The sequence below is a fragment of the Bifidobacterium sp. WK012_4_13 genome (genome assembly GCF_041080835.1).
GTDB lineage: Bacteria > Actinomycetota > Actinomycetes > Actinomycetales > Bifidobacteriaceae > Bombiscardovia > Bombiscardovia fermentum.
The window spans coordinates 1,710,526-1,726,465 of sequence record NZ_CP129683.1 but is presented as its reverse complement, the minus strand read 5'-3'; the positions used below and the strand labels follow the sequence as shown (position 1 = coordinate 1,726,465).

The following is a 15,940-nucleotide window of genomic DNA, read 5'->3' as shown; positions in this document are numbered from 1 at the left end:
CGCTTTCACAGGTGCACACGCACGAAGGATAAGCGAGATTCACAATGAAACACAACAAGATCTCTTACAAAGTCGGGCAATTCTTCATGTTTGCCGGTCCATCGGCGATACTGTTCGCAGCAGTGGTGATCATCCCATTCATCTATGGACTTTACCTCACCTTCACGAGCTGGGACGGGGTCTCAACGACCAAGCCGTTCGTCGGATTGCAGAACTATGCGGCCGCCTTCTCCGACGCTACGTATTGGAAATCTCTGGAAATAACGGTCATCTATTCCGTCGTCACAGTGATTCTGGTCAATATTGTCGCATTCGCCCTGGCGATACTTGTGACCAGTGGCATAAAAGGTCAGAACTTCTTCCGCGCAGGATTCTTCATTCCCAACCTCATCGGTGGCATCGTTCTCGGCTATGTGTGGAAGTTCGTCTTTAACCGAGCCTTCGTCAGCATAGGTGAATCGATCAGCGGCACTGCGCCTGCATCGTTGCTCGCAACTCCGAACGGCGCGTTGTTCTGCCTGATTCTAGTTTCGGTCTGGCAGTATGCAGGCTATATGATGCTGATCTACATAGCGGGCTTGATGAGCGTCGACAGGAGCCTGAAAGAGGCTGCGCTGATCGACGGATGCTCCGCAGGAAAGGCGATGCTCCACGTGACCGTCCCTCTTATGAGAGCGTCGTTCGTGCAGTGCATCTTCCTGAGCACGACGCGCTGCTTCATGGTCTACGATCTGAACCTTTCCCTGACCGACGGCGATCCGTTCAACTCCTCGGTCCTTGCAGCGATGCACGTGTACAACGAGGCATTCGTCTATAAGAACTATGGAGTCGGCCAATCCGAGGCTCTGATGCTGTTCGCCATCTGTGCAGCAATCGGAATCATTCAGGTCTACTTCGGCAAGAAAGGTGAGGTAGAGGCATGAAAGGCAATACCAAGGAAAAAGAACTGGGCAGGCGAGTGTCCCACGCGATCTTCATGTCGCTGCTCGTCGTTCTGCTCTTCATCTTTATCGCCCCATTCATTCTGGTCATCATCAATGTGTTCAAGTCGATGGCGGACATCACGACCAACCCACTTTCATTCATCGGACAGCACGGCATAATACTGAGCAATTTTCCAGATGCCATGGAAAAGATGGATTTCTGGACAGTGTCGACGAACTCCGTGATCGTCACGGTCAGCGCGACTGCTCTGACTGTCGTGTTCTCGGCGATGGCAGCATATGTCATTGTCCGCAACCCTAGGTGGAAGGCCAATTCCATCCTCTTCTCCCTGATGATAGCCTCGATGGTCATTCCGTTCCAAGTGCTCATGGTTCCGCTCGTCTCAGTGTATGGAGGCATCTTCGGCGTGCTGAACAGCAGAATCACGTTGATTCTCATGCACGTTGGATTTTCGGTGTCACTTGCGACCTTCATGTTCCATGGCGCCATAAAGACCAGCATTCCAAGAGAGCTTGAGGAGGCCGCGGAAATTGATGGGTGCTCGAAGTGGAAGACTTTCTGGAGCATCGTCTTTCCTCTGCTCAGGCCAATGGTGGCCACCGTCACCATCATCGACGCGATGGCGTTCTGGAATGACTACCTGCTTCCGTCGCTCGTTCTCGGACGAACCGATCTGTATACCATTCCAATTGCAACGCAAGCCTTCTATGGGACGTATTCGACGGACATCAGCCTGATTCTTGCGGCGCTCCTACTCGCGATGCTGCCGATACTCATCCTTTACCTATTCCTGCAGCGATACATTGTCGCAGGTGTCACCTCAGGGGCAGTGAAAGGCTGACGTCCGCTCCGCAATAGCGGTATGCAGACACCCCAGCCTGCTCTCAGCGGACATCACAGCCAGCTTTTCCAAACCTATCGATCCGTCATCTTTCTCGATTCGTTCACAGCTGCGATGTCCGTTCTGAGGATTCTTAGATTGCGACTGAACCTGCGGCATGCAGAACGTTCCATGCAGCGCCACTCCTCGCACACGAACAGTGGGCATATTCCAAGCAGGCAGCGATCTCAAACCGATGAAGTGCGTTCGAACTGAACGTCATGTGTTTCCAATGGAGCGGGCGACGGGAATCGAACCCGCCTCTGAAGCTTGGGAAGCTTCCATTCTACCGATGAACTACGCCCGCACGACTATCCAAAGACCTCAGATAGGCGAACAAATGACCAGTCTAGCATCCGACGAGCGAGAAACCATGCCGCTTTCGCAAGTCTGGCCCAAAATCGATGTAATCGTTGCTCTCCAGAACCCAGCGACAGCAACGATGACGAGTGCCGAACAGAAAGCCTCAATCAGCTGATGTGGGCGTTGGAATACTGAGAATACTGCGAGGTCAGGCCAGCTGGTCGTTCAACCTGATCCTGTGACATGTCATCGCTCATCTGCATGAGCCTGGCTATGCGCTCGCTGGTCGGCGGATGGGTCGAGAATAAACGGCTCAGTCCCTTCGCGGAGAAAGGGTTGGCAATCATCATCGACGAAACGCTCTGGGTTCCAGCCGTCTTGGCCATTGGATTTTGCTGAACGCCATTCTCGATCTTGTTCAGCGCAGAGGCCAGAGCCGCAGGATCTCCGGTCAGACGGCTTCCATCCTCGTCAGCATCGAACTCGCGCGTACGGGAAATCGAAAGCTGAATGAGCGAAGCGCCAATGGGTGCGAGAATCGTGCTGAGTAGGATCCCGATAATTCCAAAACCGCCGGAGTCGCGAGAATCGCGACCTCTTCCGCCACCTAGATACATCATCGAATAGCCGAGGTAGGTGATGATCGTCGCCATCGCAGAGGCGATCGCCGAGGTGAGAATGTCGTGATTGTAGACGTGCATGAGCTCATGGCCAAGAACCCCCCGAATCTCACGGACATTGAGCATCTGCAGAATGCCCTGGGTGCAGCACACCGCTGCATGGCGCTCGTTGCGTCCGGTTGCAAACGCGTTGGGAGACATGGTCGGAGCAATGTATATCCGTGGCATGGGCTTTCCAGCCTTGGCGGAAAGCTCACGCACGATCTGGTACAGCTCCGGTGCCTCTTGCTCGCTTACCTGTCGAGCTCTCATCGAGGCGACGGCAATCTTGTCCGAGAACCAGTACGAAGCGAAGGTCGTCACGAGACCAATGACGATATAGATCCCCAAGGTTGCCTGAGTGCCGCCCGTGAACCACCATATAAGCATTATTATGGCCCACATAAAGGCAAAAAGCAGGGTCGTCTTCAGACCATTGAAGTGCCCATGCACCTTAAACTTGCCGCTCATGCGCTAAATCCTAACTTGCCATGCTGTATTTTTGCTGAACATGTTCTGAACGCCCATTCCTGGATGTCCATATGAACCAAGGAGGGTGAGGAACGCCCGATTGCGGTCCTCACCCTCCATTACCCGGTCTACAGAAGGGAATCAGTTACCTTCCAACAGACTGTATGGGTCGGTAAGGCTGCCGTCGTCTTCCGAATCCCCGTCACTCGAGCCACTGGAGTCGGATTTCGACTTACCCGTCACGGCCGATTCCTCTTGATTCAGGGTGACGCTGATGTTCTGCGTGCTCCCGTTGCGAACCACCGTTATCGTAGCCTTGGCACCATAGGCCGAAGCTCGAACGAAGCCAAGAACCGAATAGTTGCTGTTCACCGCATTGCCGTCGTAGCCAACGATGACATCTCCGGTCTTCAAGCCAGCCTTGGCTGCCGGACTGCCAGACGTGACGGAAACTATCTTCGCCCCACCACGTGTGACGCCATCCGATTCAACCGTCGCGCTTTGGATGCTGACACCCAGGGCGACATGCTTGACCGAGCCATCCTTGATGATTTCCTGCGAGATGCGCTTGACCAGGTTGGAAGGAATGGCAAATCCGATTCCGATCGACCCAGCCGTCGAGCTTGAGCTTGCAGTCGAGGCGATGGAGGAGTTGATTCCGACTACTTGACCAGCAGCGTTGAAGGTCGGGCCGCCCGAGTTGCCTGGATTGATTGCGGCATCGATCTGTATTGCGTTCGTCACGATCGTCGTGCTCGTATCATCCATCACGGAGACAGGCCTGTTCAAGGCCGAAACGATGCCGGTCGTAGCGGTGTTGTCATATCCTAGCGGGTTTCCTATCGCCATTATGTTCTCGCCAACGGCCACGCTATCCGAATCGGCAAACGTGACTGCCTTCAGATTGCTCGGCGGGTTTTCAAGCTTGATCACGGCCAAATCGGTTGTGGTATCGGTTCCAACGGTTTTCGCGGAATATATCTGACCATTCGAAAGGGTGACCTGAATCTTCGTCGCGCCAGTGATGACGTGGTTATTGGTCACGATATCGCCAGCCGTGTCGATGATTGCGCCCGATCCCATGTCAACCCCGCCGGAAACGGTTGTCTCAATGGAAACGACGGAAGACGAGACCTCTTTCTCGACAGCCTGCCAATCTGGGGCCTCGCCGCTTTTCGCCGTCGCACTACCTGACCCTGAAGTCGACGAATCAAGGCTCGATATGGATGCTGCGGTAGGCAAGGTGATCAAACCGTTGCTGATTGCAGCCCACCCGAGTCCCAGCATCAACGCGGCACTCACAAGAGCGGCAATGACGGCAACCACAATGGTATTGACCGTCTTGCTGCGACCACGCGGCCTGCCCTTCTGCCGATTTGGTCCCGATGGGCCATTCGGATTGAACTGCGGGCCGAACGGATACTGTGGCCCCTGAGGTCCCTGTGGCCCCTGTGGCCCCTGAGGATACTGAGCGCCAGGAGTCTGTGCTCCCTCTTGAGACTGCGGATACTGCGGACCATATGGCGAATTCTGCGGCTGCTGACGGTTCGTTTCTCCGGAATTATCGGATTCTGCAGTCTGCTCAGGGGCACCATATGGGTAAGGGTTGAATTCTCCCTGATATGAGGCACCATATTGCGGCTGGCCCTGTTGCGAGCTCTGAGGCTGCTGGTTGTAATTTTCGGCATAGGCACCGTACTCGGGCGCAGGTCGATACCCCTCTTGCGAGGAATAGCCCGGCTGCGTCTGCTGCGAGCCCTCTGCCTGACTCGATGACAGAGCCTCTGTCGGATTGTCGTCATCAGGAGCCTCGTCGGCGACGGAGCTCAGGCTCTGCGTTCGCGACGCGTCCTCGGACTGTCCAGCAGAATATGAAGAGATTGGCTGCGTTTCTTGCCCAGAGGCGTCGGCGGCATTTGCCTGATACCCCTGATAATTCGCTTCGGCGCCTTCGCCATTCCCGTATTGGCCCGAGTATGGGGAGGCATCCTGAGCAGTGCCATCCTGAGCATTCTCATGCTGATTGGACGCATGGGACTGGCCCACAAAAGGATTGCTCTCCGGGACGTTTGACGAACCGTCAGGATCCGAATTCAACCAATGACCGGTTCCACTGGGCAGCTGGGTGGTCGGTGATTCGTTTTCGCCAGAGACATCGATGCGCTGGGTCTCCTGTGACTGCGCATCGGAGCTCTGGGAATCCGCACCGCCATCGATGCGCTCGGTCAGGGGTTCGGTAAACGCCTCCGTCTCAGCATCCCCATTTTCATGCTCCACGGTGTCATGCGAATCAATGTGGCTTGGCTGCCACGACTGATCGTCGCCATCACCCTCCCACGGGTGAGTCTTGTGTTCATCTTCAGCCATTGCTGCTCCTTACGTTTCGCACGGCCAACCAAAGGGCTTTCCGCCAAGCGAGGTCATGAAGACGACTTCAAGACGCTCGCACTTACTGCTACATATGAGTAAAGATAGCTTGCCTGAAAGTTATCTGAACGTTCTTTGGAAGATGTTGGCGAATTCTCCCCTAAAACAATCAAAATCACACGAAATACGTTGGAATGATTCCCCTCGCCCTATCTCGAACGATTATTGGGAGTTCGCCGATGACGCAATTATTTGTATTCCTAGCGCCGAAATCATATCTGCGTCACCCATGTGGAAGTGGACAGGTCCGCGGTGCAAGGTCTCACCGCACAGCCTCGCCTTCGCAAAGCATAGCCTCGCACGGCATCGCACCGGAGACATTGAGACGGGGAACGGATGAGTGCTCCGACAGGCTCTTGGCCGCACAGCGGATAGAGTTAGGCTCATGATGAAGACGAGCACACCATTGGGGGCGGCAGAGGGAAAGCCCGGAGACCGTTCCGCATTCAGTTTTGAGACGCAGACACGTCTGGAGAGCAGATCCGACGGGTTCGGCAAGGATGGGGCACGCTATGGGCGCACCGGAACGATCCACACACCCCATGGGGATATCCAGACGCCAACGTTCATTCCAGTCGCCACGCAGGGGGCGATGAAGGCAGTACTGCCCGAACAGATGAAGGAACTCGGGGCACAGTGCCTGCTTTCCAACGCGTTCCATCTCTTCGAACGGCCAGGAGACGAAGTGGTGGACGAGGCTGGCGGCTTGAGCAGGTTCATGAACTGGGATGGCCCGACATACACGGATTCGGGAGGATTCCAGGTGCTTTCTCTGGGCGCGGGATTCAAGAAGACTCTGGCCATGGATGTCGAAGGCATGAAGTCCGATGACATCATCGCAGAAGGCAAGGAACGACTGGCCTTCGTCGACGAGGACGGCGTGACCTTCAAATCACCGCTCAACGGCGAGAAAAAAAGGTTCTCGGCCGAGATCTCGATGAGAATCCAACATAACATCGGCGCAGACATGATGTTCTCATTCGATGAACTCACCACCTTGATGAACACGCGAAGGTATCAGGAACAATCCGTCGAACGAACATTCCGATGGGCCAAGCGCTGCGTCGCAGAGCACAGGCGGCTCACCGAGGAACGACTCGGCAAGCCGTACCAGGCATTGTTCGGAGTCGTGCAGGGTGCCAACTATGAGGATCTGCGCAGACTTGCAGCCTCTCAGATAGCATCGTTGGATTTCGATGGAGTCGGCATCGGCGGCGCAATCGAAAAAAGGCTTCTCGGCCAGACATGCGCCTGGATATGCGATGCGATGCCAGAAAGCAGACCACGCCACGTTCTTGGAATCGCATCCGTCGATGACATCTTCAGCGCCGTCGAAAACGGCGGAGACACCTTCGACTGCGTGGCTCCCGCACGCTGCGGACGCAACGGCGCGGTGTTCACGCATCGCGGCCGTTGGAACATCAAGCGGGCACAATTCAAGCATGACTTCGAACCGATCGAAGCGGGCTGCGACTGCTACGCCTGCCGCAACTACAGTCGCGCCTACATCGACCATCTGCTGCGGGCACGCGAAATGAATGGATATACGCTCGCCACAATTCACAACGAACACTTTTTCATCACACTTCTGGCCGATATCCGCAAAGCGATCGAAGGCGGATATTTCGACGAATTCAGGCAGGAAACAGTCACGCATTTCTATGAGAACGGTTCGCGAGGGTAGCTCGTTCCACAACATTCCGCATGCTTCGAAGCAGCGACCCGAAATAGCGGCGAAGCAGCGGCAATCGCTCCTCCGAGCCGCTCTCGGACAGATGATCGCTGCGACACGAGTTGGGATAGTTGCGGTTTGTTGACGGTAGGTGCTAGATTTAACCGTTGTCTGCGCGCGTGGCGGAATGGTAGACGCGCTGGCTTCAGGTGCCAGTGATCGCAAGGTCGTGGGGGTTCAACTCCCCCCGCGCGCACGAGATATGAGCGAAAGCCCTCGGAACTGTTGAGATATCAATGGTCCGAGGGCTTTCGGGTTATAGGCAAAAAGTGCGCGCCTGGCTTTGCTGCCAATTATGGCGATTGGTGAGGAAAGGCCGGTGATCATGCCGGCCGAGAGACAAAGACTGGCATGACATCCAGGCAACAGGGATTGAATCCTGCCGGTGCAGTGACCGTATGTAGGTATTTCTGACATGATGAGTTATGCTCTAGTGTGACATGGCACCGTCTCTTACAAGGAGTTGCAGCGTCTCTTCATGGGAGTTTTGCTGTGTTGTGTTGTTTTTGGGCCAGTTGCATGCTTTCCGTGACGATCCCGAGGTAGCTGCCACCTTTACTGCGAAATGAACCAGCTGGGATTCGTGTCATCACCCAGCATGTACTTGTCCACCGGCTTCGAGAGGGTCGCCTACACTTACAGCTTGCCATCGACCCGCTCGATCTCCAGATAAGACTCGGGTTTGGCCTGGCCTACCGGCACGAACGCCGCATTCACGTCACCCACCGTCTGACGCAGGTATGACCAGCTCGGCTCGCTCCTGCCCGTGAACGAGAGCGCCTCCAGGAAGCTCGTGGGAGCCTTAGGCAGCACGAGGGGATCCGAGGACACCAACGGGATGTCAGTCACCGAGGAACCCGACACCGTCAGCCCGTCCGCACTGGCAGCCTTCACACTGCGAATCATCGACGCCGACAAATCCACGCCCTTCAACCGCAGCGAGACACCCGCCTTCACGCCACCACCCACAGGCGCGTCATGATCCAGCATCGTGGCACGATTCCCGCCCAGATTACTGAGCGCATCCAGCAGAGGCTTCTTCTCAGCCGCCTTCGCCAACTGCACGTCCATATCCTTGATATCCACGAGGATGCCCCTCAACGAAGCCACATCACCCTCATTAAGATTCTCACCCTTGCTGATTTGATCATTAAATTGCTGAGCCTTGGCCAAAAGCGCGGCTCGTTTTCCCCTAAGATTCATCACAGTCTCCTTAATCTGAATCCATAAGGCTCCAACTGCCTGGCTTCTCTCCACGGGCGGATTGACGCATCGGCTCCTCGAACTTGCCCCGCCAAGGTTCTTCGTCCTTGGTCAATGCTTGACCGCTGGCTTCAAAAACCCACACAACAGGGGGCAAAGCCCCTCATTTGGAACACAGTCCCTAAAACACATGCATATTCAATTATTTTTGTCGCAGTTAACAACATCCAAGCAGGAAAATGAACCATTTTCCCCACTCAACTCCCAGTTATAGCAGAAATATCGTACAGATTCCCCATAAATGGCACCAGAATACGGGGAAAACAGGTATAATCCCTCGCGCGCGCGACCCCCTCCAAAAAACTTCGGGGGGAGGGGAACACCGTCACGCGGGAAGTAAGTCGTCCAACAGGTCTCCAGCGATTTCAACGCCCCCTACGACCATGCAAGGATATGATTGTGGACATGTCAACTTGGAGACCTCGCGAAGCGCCTATTGAAAGCCCATTAGTGGATGGGATACCTGAATATCTTGTCGAGAGCCTAATCGACTGGGTTAATGAGGCGGAGCGTGTCATCAACGTCGGAATAGATGCCTACAACAAGCCGTCATACCGAAGAAAACCATTCCTTGAGACTTTTGATTTATTGTGCAGAAGACACACAGGAATTACGAATTCGACAACCGCTGCTTTTTTTATCAATCATTGGAATGAAGATCCAGATTTGCTGCTCGACTACATTGATTACGTCCTGTCCGAATTAGGTAAAAGGGCAACCGAGAATGTGACCAATATATTTTCTCCACAACGTGGACATGGCGCGGTCGCAGTCAGTGGCACATTCCAATCCTCAGCAGAGCAGATCAACGCTTCTCGAGATATGACGATCGAGGCCTTAGATAAACTACTGGTTAAGGCAGGATCAAAGTGGCGTGTGGGGAAACGTGACGGCAACGCAGGTTTGGTTGAACGCGTCGACCCAACCATGGATGAAGCTGCAGATAAGGCAATGTCCGAGTGCGGAGACGCGGGTGAGCTACTGGCAGAGGCATGGCGACAGCTCTTCGGGCGCAGCCCAAATCCTACCGAAGCCTACAACACTGTTATGCGCGCGCTGGATGAAACCACCAAGCACACGCTTTCGCCCAATAATCCGCAAGCGACTCTCGGGCAGTCCCTGACTAACATGCGCAACCAGCACTGGCAGTATGCTATCGAAGCCAAAGAGAAAGACAATCTCAAGCCAGGCGAAAAGTCACATAACGTCGATGGCGGCGTGATCCAGCTCATGTTGCGCACCATCATGGAGAACCATGACACACGCCATGCTGCTGGCGAAATAACCAGCGAGCAGGCTCGTTCAGCAATCTTCCTCGCCGTCCCAATCATCCAGGCATTCCACGATGGGTTAGTCAGCAAGCCGGAATAACTTTCAAACACACCCGGCAAGGCAATCCGAAACGGACAAGAAACAGGAGACAACTACAACATCTCATTATCCCGCAGATAACATAAGCCACATACTCAGCATGAATTCTGGCACCACGGCAACCCAACCGATGGCCGAGCATGCAAGAAATGTAGTTTGCAATCATGCAAGATTTCCCTCAGCCTTCAACCCGGCAGCGCAGCCTCGAGCTCGGCAGGAGACGCATGATCGGCAAGAGCAAGAATGCCGTTATCTTCATCGCCGCGCTTGCCTCCATAATGTTCAGCGTTCGAAGCCAAAGAGCTGACTTTGGAAATCTCTGGTAATGCAGTATTTCCACTTGAATATTGGTTACCCCTATGGGAACCTCTAGAAGCTAATGTCCCGTGGTCTCGTCCGTCTCTGATGGCCTTGCCAAATGTGAATGGCCGCAAACATCATTTGAGACCAGTAATCAGCGTTATACTGCGAATGTGAAGAACAACAAGCTCATAATACCAAGCATAGTTTCTTTTATTTGGTTTATTGGAATAGTGGTTGCTAGATTGGAATCATCAACACAATTTGCATTTGTTGTAGGTATTGTATCGTTTTTTCTCACATTGGTTTGTTTAAAAGATCTGGCTCCAAATAAATGGCTACGTGTGTATATAGCGCTGGGATTCACACTTACCTTGTGGGTTTTCCCAAATTTGGTGAGTACTCTATTTTTCAATATTCACAATCCGGCATTTCGAATTCCAGCATTCACAGTTCTCGCAATTTACTTCTTATTATTCATAGAATTTGAAGTAATCATTGCAGTTGGATTCTTAATCCCTAAACCAGTAAGAAGTAGCTCAATAGGTGAAGGAATCATAGTAGAGATACGCAACAATACCATTTACATTTTTCTGACAGTATTGACATTCTTTGTAATACCTATCAATTCAGAATCCATTGCGTTCTATTTCAATGAATTCCTTTTTACAATAATTCTTATCGAACTCACAAAAAGCATCGTTAATCGCATTCTGCCTCTATTCATAAAATTAACAAGATAAAGCTCTATATGCGCTGCGCTCATGCAGTGCCAGACACGATTATCTGTGCCCACATTGTGCCCACACTTTTCTAATAACGGCATGATTCTATAGATGCGTAATTATCCAATATTCATTGATATTTCAACGTTCTTAGCGCCATCCTTACTGCCACTTTGGGGGTTCTTAGGGTTCAACTCCCCCCGCGCGCACGAGATACAAGTAAGAAGCCTCCGGAACTGCTGGTTTGCCAGCAGCTCCGGAGGCTTCATCTTTCTCCATTCCATACAGGGACGCTCAGAACTATTGGAACATCAACTGCCCGAGGGCTTTCGTCCCCCTTACTCTGGAGCAGCTTGCTGTAGCGGAATCTGAGTCCATGAAGCCGCCACGGGACATGGGAATTCGATTATTGTGGCCTGTTTTGAGGGCTCCTTGAGTATGGCCTTAACCTTTCGTTGGCATCAAGCCATTCCCATTCCCATTCTCGTTGCATGGCGTTTTCCGAAAGACCAGCCACAATAATCGCATTGTGCAGTAGCGCGACCTTTCAGAGCATCCGATCATTCCAGAATATGGGACGGTTCGACTCGCATCCTGGGATGCGGACCGAATTCATGCTGGAGGCGTGCCGTACCAGGCAAGACACATCAGTGGCCCATACACAGATACCTCATCCCACATGCGCCAGCGATCATACACGCCAGCGAAAGATGGTCTGCGACACGAGTAAAGTAAGTACTTGATTTACTAACCGAAGAGCATTAAAACTGCTCCTATGAAAGGAAGGTGGGTGCAATGAGCAATCGACTGGACAGCAAGGTGGCAATCGTCACAGGCGGCGCTTCAGGAATTGGTTCGGGAATCGCCACATGCTTCGCACGCGAGGGTGCGAAAGTGGTCATCACTGCCAACCACAATGTTTCCGGCGGCCAGCAGCTGGTCAAAGAGCTGGGCGAAGACAACGCATTCTTCGTCCAACAAAACGTCGCTGACGAGTCCGACTGGGACAAGGTGATCAAGCAGACCATCGATCGCTTCGGAAAGCTCGACGTGCTTGTCAATAACGCAGGCATCACCGGCAATCTCACGGCGATCGAAGATGAATCGCTCGAGGATTGGCAACAGGTCATTGACGTCAATCTGACCGGGAATTTCCTTGGCGTGCGAGCAGGCATACGCGCGATGAAAGCGACCAACGAAGCCAAGGGATCGATCATCAACATCTCGTCAGACGCCAGTCTGGTCGGATTCCCCTTCGCTCCGGCATATTCCCCAAGCAAGGGTGGCACGCGACTGCTGACGCATTCCGCGGCACTGTCCCTGGCCCATCGGGGCATTGACATTCGAGTGAATTCGGTGCATCCAGGCTGGATTGACACCCCTATGGTTCCCAAGGACATCTACGATCAGATCATTCCAGAGATCCCCATGAAGCGTCTTGGAACTCCACAGGACATTGGCGAGCTGTGCGTATATCTGGCAAGCGATGAATCTCAGTACGCCACGGGCTCGGAATTCGTGGTCGACGGAGGAATACGAGCATAGCTCAGAGTCCTTCTACCGAGGCATCCGATTTCGAAATCCGCATCATTGGATTTCCCTGTCGGGTGTCCCTGCGAGATGTCCCTGCGAGGTGTCCCTTTGTTCAACGGGAGCGCCTCGCTTGTTCCCCCATGTAAGCGAATTCACCACGATCGGCTGTTCTCTACTCAAGCAATCCATTGACGAAGCTCTTGACGTTATTGTCCAGGAAATAGTTCAGATCGAAGGAAAGATCGGGGCCGCTGAATCGCTGTCTGGTCAAGAAATACCCGAAGTTCAGCCATATGAAGCTCATGGCCTGCGCCTCGACGTCCAAACGTCGATCGATGACTCCCCTGGCCTGCATCCGCGTAAGATAGTCCATCAGAAATTGCTTGAAGTATAGCGGTATCTTCAGCACTGCACCATTCAAGCTCGGGATTTCAAAGGCCTCGCGGAAGCCAGCCAGCACAACGGCCTTATGATCATCGATAAAGGTCTGGTAGAGGCTGCTCAGCATTATCAGGTCTGCTTCGACATCGTCGGATAGCGTGATGCTCCCCGCTATCTGGTCAACATCACGAAGATAGTCGTTGACGGCCGCGTTGAGTACTCCCTCCTTGTCCTTGAAATTCTTGAAGATGGTGAGCTCGTTGACCCCAGCTACATCAGCGATCTTCCTCGTCGTGGTCTTGACATAGCCATATTCGACCAGGAGCTGCTTGAACGCGGCAAGAATTCTGTCTTGAGTTTCGGTCAAAGATATCACCCATTTCCTCAAAAGTCGGCTGCATGCACTCACCCAAGGTTAACAAAGCAAGCACTTGCTTCATAACACGGTGATGCGACGCGATTCCATGCCATGCCGCACCATGCCAAGTCCAGACCACCATCGCCGCACTCGGTCGATGTCCGCCCTGGCGACAGCAGCGAATTCCCCATCTTTCTGTGTGTGCAGATCACCCAAACAGCCCTCAGCAACCGGCCATTGAAGCTCGGATGTCAAGTTTTTGGCACTTCGCGAAGTATCAGTGTGCAAAATCGGCGGAATCAAGGCACCTAAGAACCGCTATCATGCCGTTTTCATCTCTTGATACTTCGTCAAGTGCCAAAAACTTGCAATTTCAATTCGAGAAGTGGAATCGATGAGCAAAAATCCGTCAGACCAAGACGTAAACGCACACAGACGCCCACATATGCACACAATTCGCGCAAGATATCATCGGCAAGCTGAGACAGCATCAGCATGCCAGGCAGGCACAGGCAGACACAGGCAAGCGTGGACGGAGTTTTCCAAGTCTGCGCATGGGAACGTCATCGATCATCAGAGAAGGCAGCATGACAAGGTCCTTGCCTGACATGATTGCCGCACCCATGAACCCCGACAATCACCCTTGCCGGTAGAATGACGACGTGCATATTCTGCTTCCACCATCCGAAGGCAAGACGGCTCCAAGCGATGGGCCGACTCTCGATCTGACGAGACTGTCATTCCCCGAGCTCACTCAGGCCCGCCGCAAGGTGCTCAGCAAGCTTATCGAAGTGTCCGGCAGCGATGATGCCGGAAGGATCCTCAAGGTAGGCAAGCGGATACTGCCAGAGGTCGCCGCACAACGCAACATCCTTGACATGCCTTGCGCCCCTGCGTGCGAGGTATATACCGGAGTGCTGTATCAGGCAGCGCGATTGCGCGCGGACGATCGCGTCATCATTTTCTCAGGCCTTTTCGGCATCACCACGGCCGCAGACCTCATTCCCACATATCGTCTCTCAATGAACGTCACGCTACCTGGAATCGGCAGTCTCAGACAGTTCTGGCGTCATGAACTGGCGAAGGCAGGACGCAATGAAGCCCATTCGTCCAATGATTCCAAAGAGTCCAAAGAGTCCAACGCCATTGCGCAGGTGGACAGCGCCGAATCCCCACAGCCCACAGTCGACATGCGATCGGGTGCATACCAGGTCACTGCCCCACAAGGGCAATGGTGGAGCATGCGGGTCGTGGATTCGCACGGAAACGTGATCACTCACGCCGCGAAGCACTATCGAGGTCTACTGACCCGAGCATTGCTCGATGCCGAGCATTCAGCCCATTCTGAACGCAGCGATTCATGGTCCAAAGAAGCATGCAATGCACTATGCAACGCCGAACGTACTCCGGAATGCATCGATGTGGAGCAAGTGGCGCGCAGCCTAGGCCGCATCGAAGTCACGCACGACGGAAGGCGACACTGCATCACGCTGCTGCCAGAAAGCGCCTGAACCAGACCTGCACCTGCGCTTCAAGGAACAAGTCAGATCACCCGTCGGCGCACTGAACGCAGACGCAGAGGGCATTCAGCCACAGTTCAGCATCCTCGATTAGTATGAGAGGCAGCTTTCACGGCAATCCGTCCAAAGACTCAGCGATGAAGCCCTGGGACGCCAAGGCATCACGAGTCGGCATGAGACGCACAGGACCGCATAAGACCGCATAAGACAAGGTAGGTCAACGACATGGAAGTTGCACATTCTGGACCGGTATCGGCGCTCACTCTGGGCCTTCCGCAATCATCCGCGATTCCCCAAGGCAAGGGTATGCTGCCCAAGCAGATGTTCTTTGGGAAGGCGGGAATCTCTGCCAGGCTCAAGCAGCATCTCGTCAACGACATCAGCGACATCACCGCCCTGAGCGTCCTGAGGCCATCCAATGTGCCTGTGCAGGAGGGCGGATCGCTGAAGGAGATCCTGATCGTCGCCGTGATGCTGAATGCGGATAACCCGCCACTCGATGCCCTTGAGCACATAGCGAGGCTTCGCCCGTCAGGAATACTCTTCGTCTGCACCCGCAGGCGAGGCGATCTCTACGAATCCGCCCTCGCGGTAAGACGCGCGATTCCCGCGCGGGCCGGGCATGTGCAGCAGAGCATGATGCACGTCGGCAGATGGATCCCGTCGAAGACGCTCAGACTCATCGTGAACGGCGACACCGCCAACACCGCTGACACCGCCAACACCATGGACAACATCTGGGAAAGTCTCAATGCCCAGGCAATTCTGGGCTCGACCAACGCGGAAGGGCTTGACGAACGCATTTCCAGACGCAATCGCATAGCCGAACTTCGCGCGGGTGAGGCAAAGCTCACCAAGGACCATGCCCGCGCGAAGGATTCGACGCAACGGAACGAAACCTATGCCAAGCTGCATAAGGTGCGCACCGAACTCGGCAAGCTCGAGTCACTCGAACAGCCAGAATAGCCCTACGGACTCCGCAGCATCCGCCCTAGGGCACACCACATGCAGCATCCACATGCAGCAGAGCACTCCTCTCGAAGCCATGGCCGGACCACGCCAGCGACCGTAA

General features: G+C 54.0%; 12 protein-coding genes and 2 tRNA genes. 8 read left to right on the top strand and 6 right to left on the bottom strand.

Features of this window, described 5'->3' with window-relative positions:
* Positions 1-44: 44 nt before the first annotated feature.
* Both QN062_RS06935 and QN062_RS06930 read left to right on the top strand, forming a co-directional pair.
* On the top strand, positions 45-923 hold the full coding sequence (locus QN062_RS06935) for a carbohydrate ABC transporter permease (protein ID WP_369341100.1): 879 nt from the start codon (positions 45-47) through the stop codon (positions 921-923).
* The gene (locus QN062_RS06930) at positions 920-1,786 is read left to right on the top strand and encodes a carbohydrate ABC transporter permease (RefSeq protein WP_369341099.1); all 867 of its coding nucleotides are present in this window, start codon (positions 920-922) and stop codon (positions 1,784-1,786) included. The genes QN062_RS06935 and QN062_RS06930 overlap by 4 nt, the downstream gene beginning before the upstream one ends.
* 272 nt (positions 1,787-2,058) lie before the next feature.
* On the opposite strand, the gene QN062_RS06925 is transcribed toward QN062_RS06930, so the two are convergent.
* From QN062_RS06925 to QN062_RS06915, 3 genes are all read right to left on the bottom strand, one after another.
* Positions 2,059-2,132 (bottom strand) — tRNA-Gly (locus tag QN062_RS06925).
* Between the two features lie 163 nt (positions 2,133-2,295).
* Positions 2,296-3,258, bottom strand: a complete 963-nt coding sequence (gene htpX, locus QN062_RS06920) for a zinc metalloprotease HtpX (RefSeq protein WP_369341098.1) — start codon at positions 3,256-3,258, stop codon at positions 2,296-2,298.
* A gap of 141 nt (positions 3,259-3,399) precedes the next feature.
* A complete protein-coding gene (locus QN062_RS06915) occupies positions 3,400-5,625 on the bottom strand; it encodes a trypsin-like peptidase domain-containing protein (protein WP_369341097.1) in 2,226 nt (741 codons plus the stop codon).
* Positions 5,626-6,070: 445 nt separating this feature from the next.
* Here QN062_RS06915 and tgt point away from each other — a divergent pair, with 445 nt between their 5' ends.
* Both tgt and QN062_RS06905 read left to right on the top strand, forming a co-directional pair.
* Entirely contained in the window at positions 6,071-7,369 is a 1,299-nt protein-coding gene (gene tgt, locus QN062_RS06910) for a tRNA guanosine(34) transglycosylase Tgt (protein ID WP_369341096.1), read from the top strand.
* Between the two features lie 161 nt (positions 7,370-7,530).
* Positions 7,531-7,613 (top strand) — tRNA-Leu (locus QN062_RS06905).
* A gap of 440 nt (positions 7,614-8,053) precedes the next feature.
* Here QN062_RS06905 and QN062_RS06900 read toward each other — a convergent pair.
* Positions 8,054-8,620, bottom strand: coding sequence for a hypothetical protein (locus tag QN062_RS06900; protein ID WP_369341095.1), 567 nt, complete (start codon positions 8,618-8,620; stop codon positions 8,054-8,056).
* Positions 8,621-9,085: 465 nt separating this feature from the next.
* Between QN062_RS06900 and QN062_RS06895 the strand changes: the two genes are divergently transcribed.
* The gene (locus QN062_RS06895; protein ID WP_369341094.1) at positions 9,086-10,051 is read left to right on the top strand and encodes a hypothetical protein; all 966 of its coding nucleotides are present in this window, start codon (positions 9,086-9,088) and stop codon (positions 10,049-10,051) included.
* Positions 10,052-11,871: 1,820 nt separating this feature from the next.
* A complete protein-coding gene (locus QN062_RS06890; RefSeq protein WP_369341093.1) occupies positions 11,872-12,621 on the top strand; it encodes a glucose 1-dehydrogenase in 750 nt (249 codons plus the stop codon).
* Between the two features lie 42 nt (positions 12,622-12,663).
* Here the strand turns inward: QN062_RS06890 and QN062_RS06885 are convergent, their stop codons facing one another.
* Positions 12,664-12,789: a hypothetical protein gene (locus QN062_RS06885; protein WP_369341092.1), complete on the bottom strand. Its 126-nt coding sequence runs from the start codon at positions 12,787-12,789 to the stop codon at positions 12,664-12,666.
* The gene (locus QN062_RS06880; protein WP_369341091.1) at positions 12,782-13,357 is read right to left on the bottom strand and encodes a TetR/AcrR family transcriptional regulator; all 576 of its coding nucleotides are present in this window, start codon (positions 13,355-13,357) and stop codon (positions 12,782-12,784) included. Before QN062_RS06880 ends, QN062_RS06885 begins: the two co-directional genes overlap by 8 nt.
* Before the next feature lie 653 nt (positions 13,358-14,010).
* Between QN062_RS06880 and QN062_RS06875 the strand changes: the two genes are divergently transcribed.
* Together QN062_RS06875 and QN062_RS06870 are read left to right on the top strand one after the other, a co-directional pair.
* On the top strand, positions 14,011-14,859 hold the full coding sequence (locus QN062_RS06875; protein WP_369341090.1) for a YaaA family protein: 849 nt from the start codon (positions 14,011-14,013) through the stop codon (positions 14,857-14,859).
* Between the two features lie 234 nt (positions 14,860-15,093).
* A complete protein-coding gene (locus QN062_RS06870; protein ID WP_369341089.1) occupies positions 15,094-15,834 on the top strand; it encodes a DUF4391 domain-containing protein in 741 nt (246 codons plus the stop codon).
* The last annotated feature ends 106 nt before the right edge of the window (positions 15,835-15,940 follow it).

Coding starts and splice junctions, on each gene's coding strand:
- htpX (WP_369341098.1), bottom strand. CDS start 3,258: ATGAGCGGCAAGTTTAAGGTGCATGGGCACTTCAATGGTCTGAAGACG.
- QN062_RS06935 (WP_369341100.1), top strand. CDS start 45: ATGAAACACAACAAGATCTCTTACAAAGTCGGGCAATTCTTCATGTTT.
- QN062_RS06915 (WP_369341097.1), bottom strand. CDS start 5,625: ATGGCTGAAGATGAACACAAGACTCACCCGTGGGAGGGTGATGGCGAC.
- QN062_RS06900 (WP_369341095.1), bottom strand. CDS start 8,620: ATGAATCTTAGGGGAAAACGAGCCGCGCTTTTGGCCAAGGCTCAGCAA.
- tgt (WP_369341096.1), top strand. CDS start 6,071: ATGATGAAGACGAGCACACCATTGGGGGCGGCAGAGGGAAAGCCCGGA.
- QN062_RS06895 (WP_369341094.1), top strand. CDS start 9,086: ATGTCAACTTGGAGACCTCGCGAAGCGCCTATTGAAAGCCCATTAGTG.
- QN062_RS06930 (WP_369341099.1), top strand. CDS start 920: ATGAAAGGCAATACCAAGGAAAAAGAACTGGGCAGGCGAGTGTCCCAC.
- QN062_RS06890 (WP_369341093.1), top strand. CDS start 11,872: ATGAGCAATCGACTGGACAGCAAGGTGGCAATCGTCACAGGCGGCGCT.
- QN062_RS06870 (WP_369341089.1), top strand. CDS start 15,094: ATGGAAGTTGCACATTCTGGACCGGTATCGGCGCTCACTCTGGGCCTT.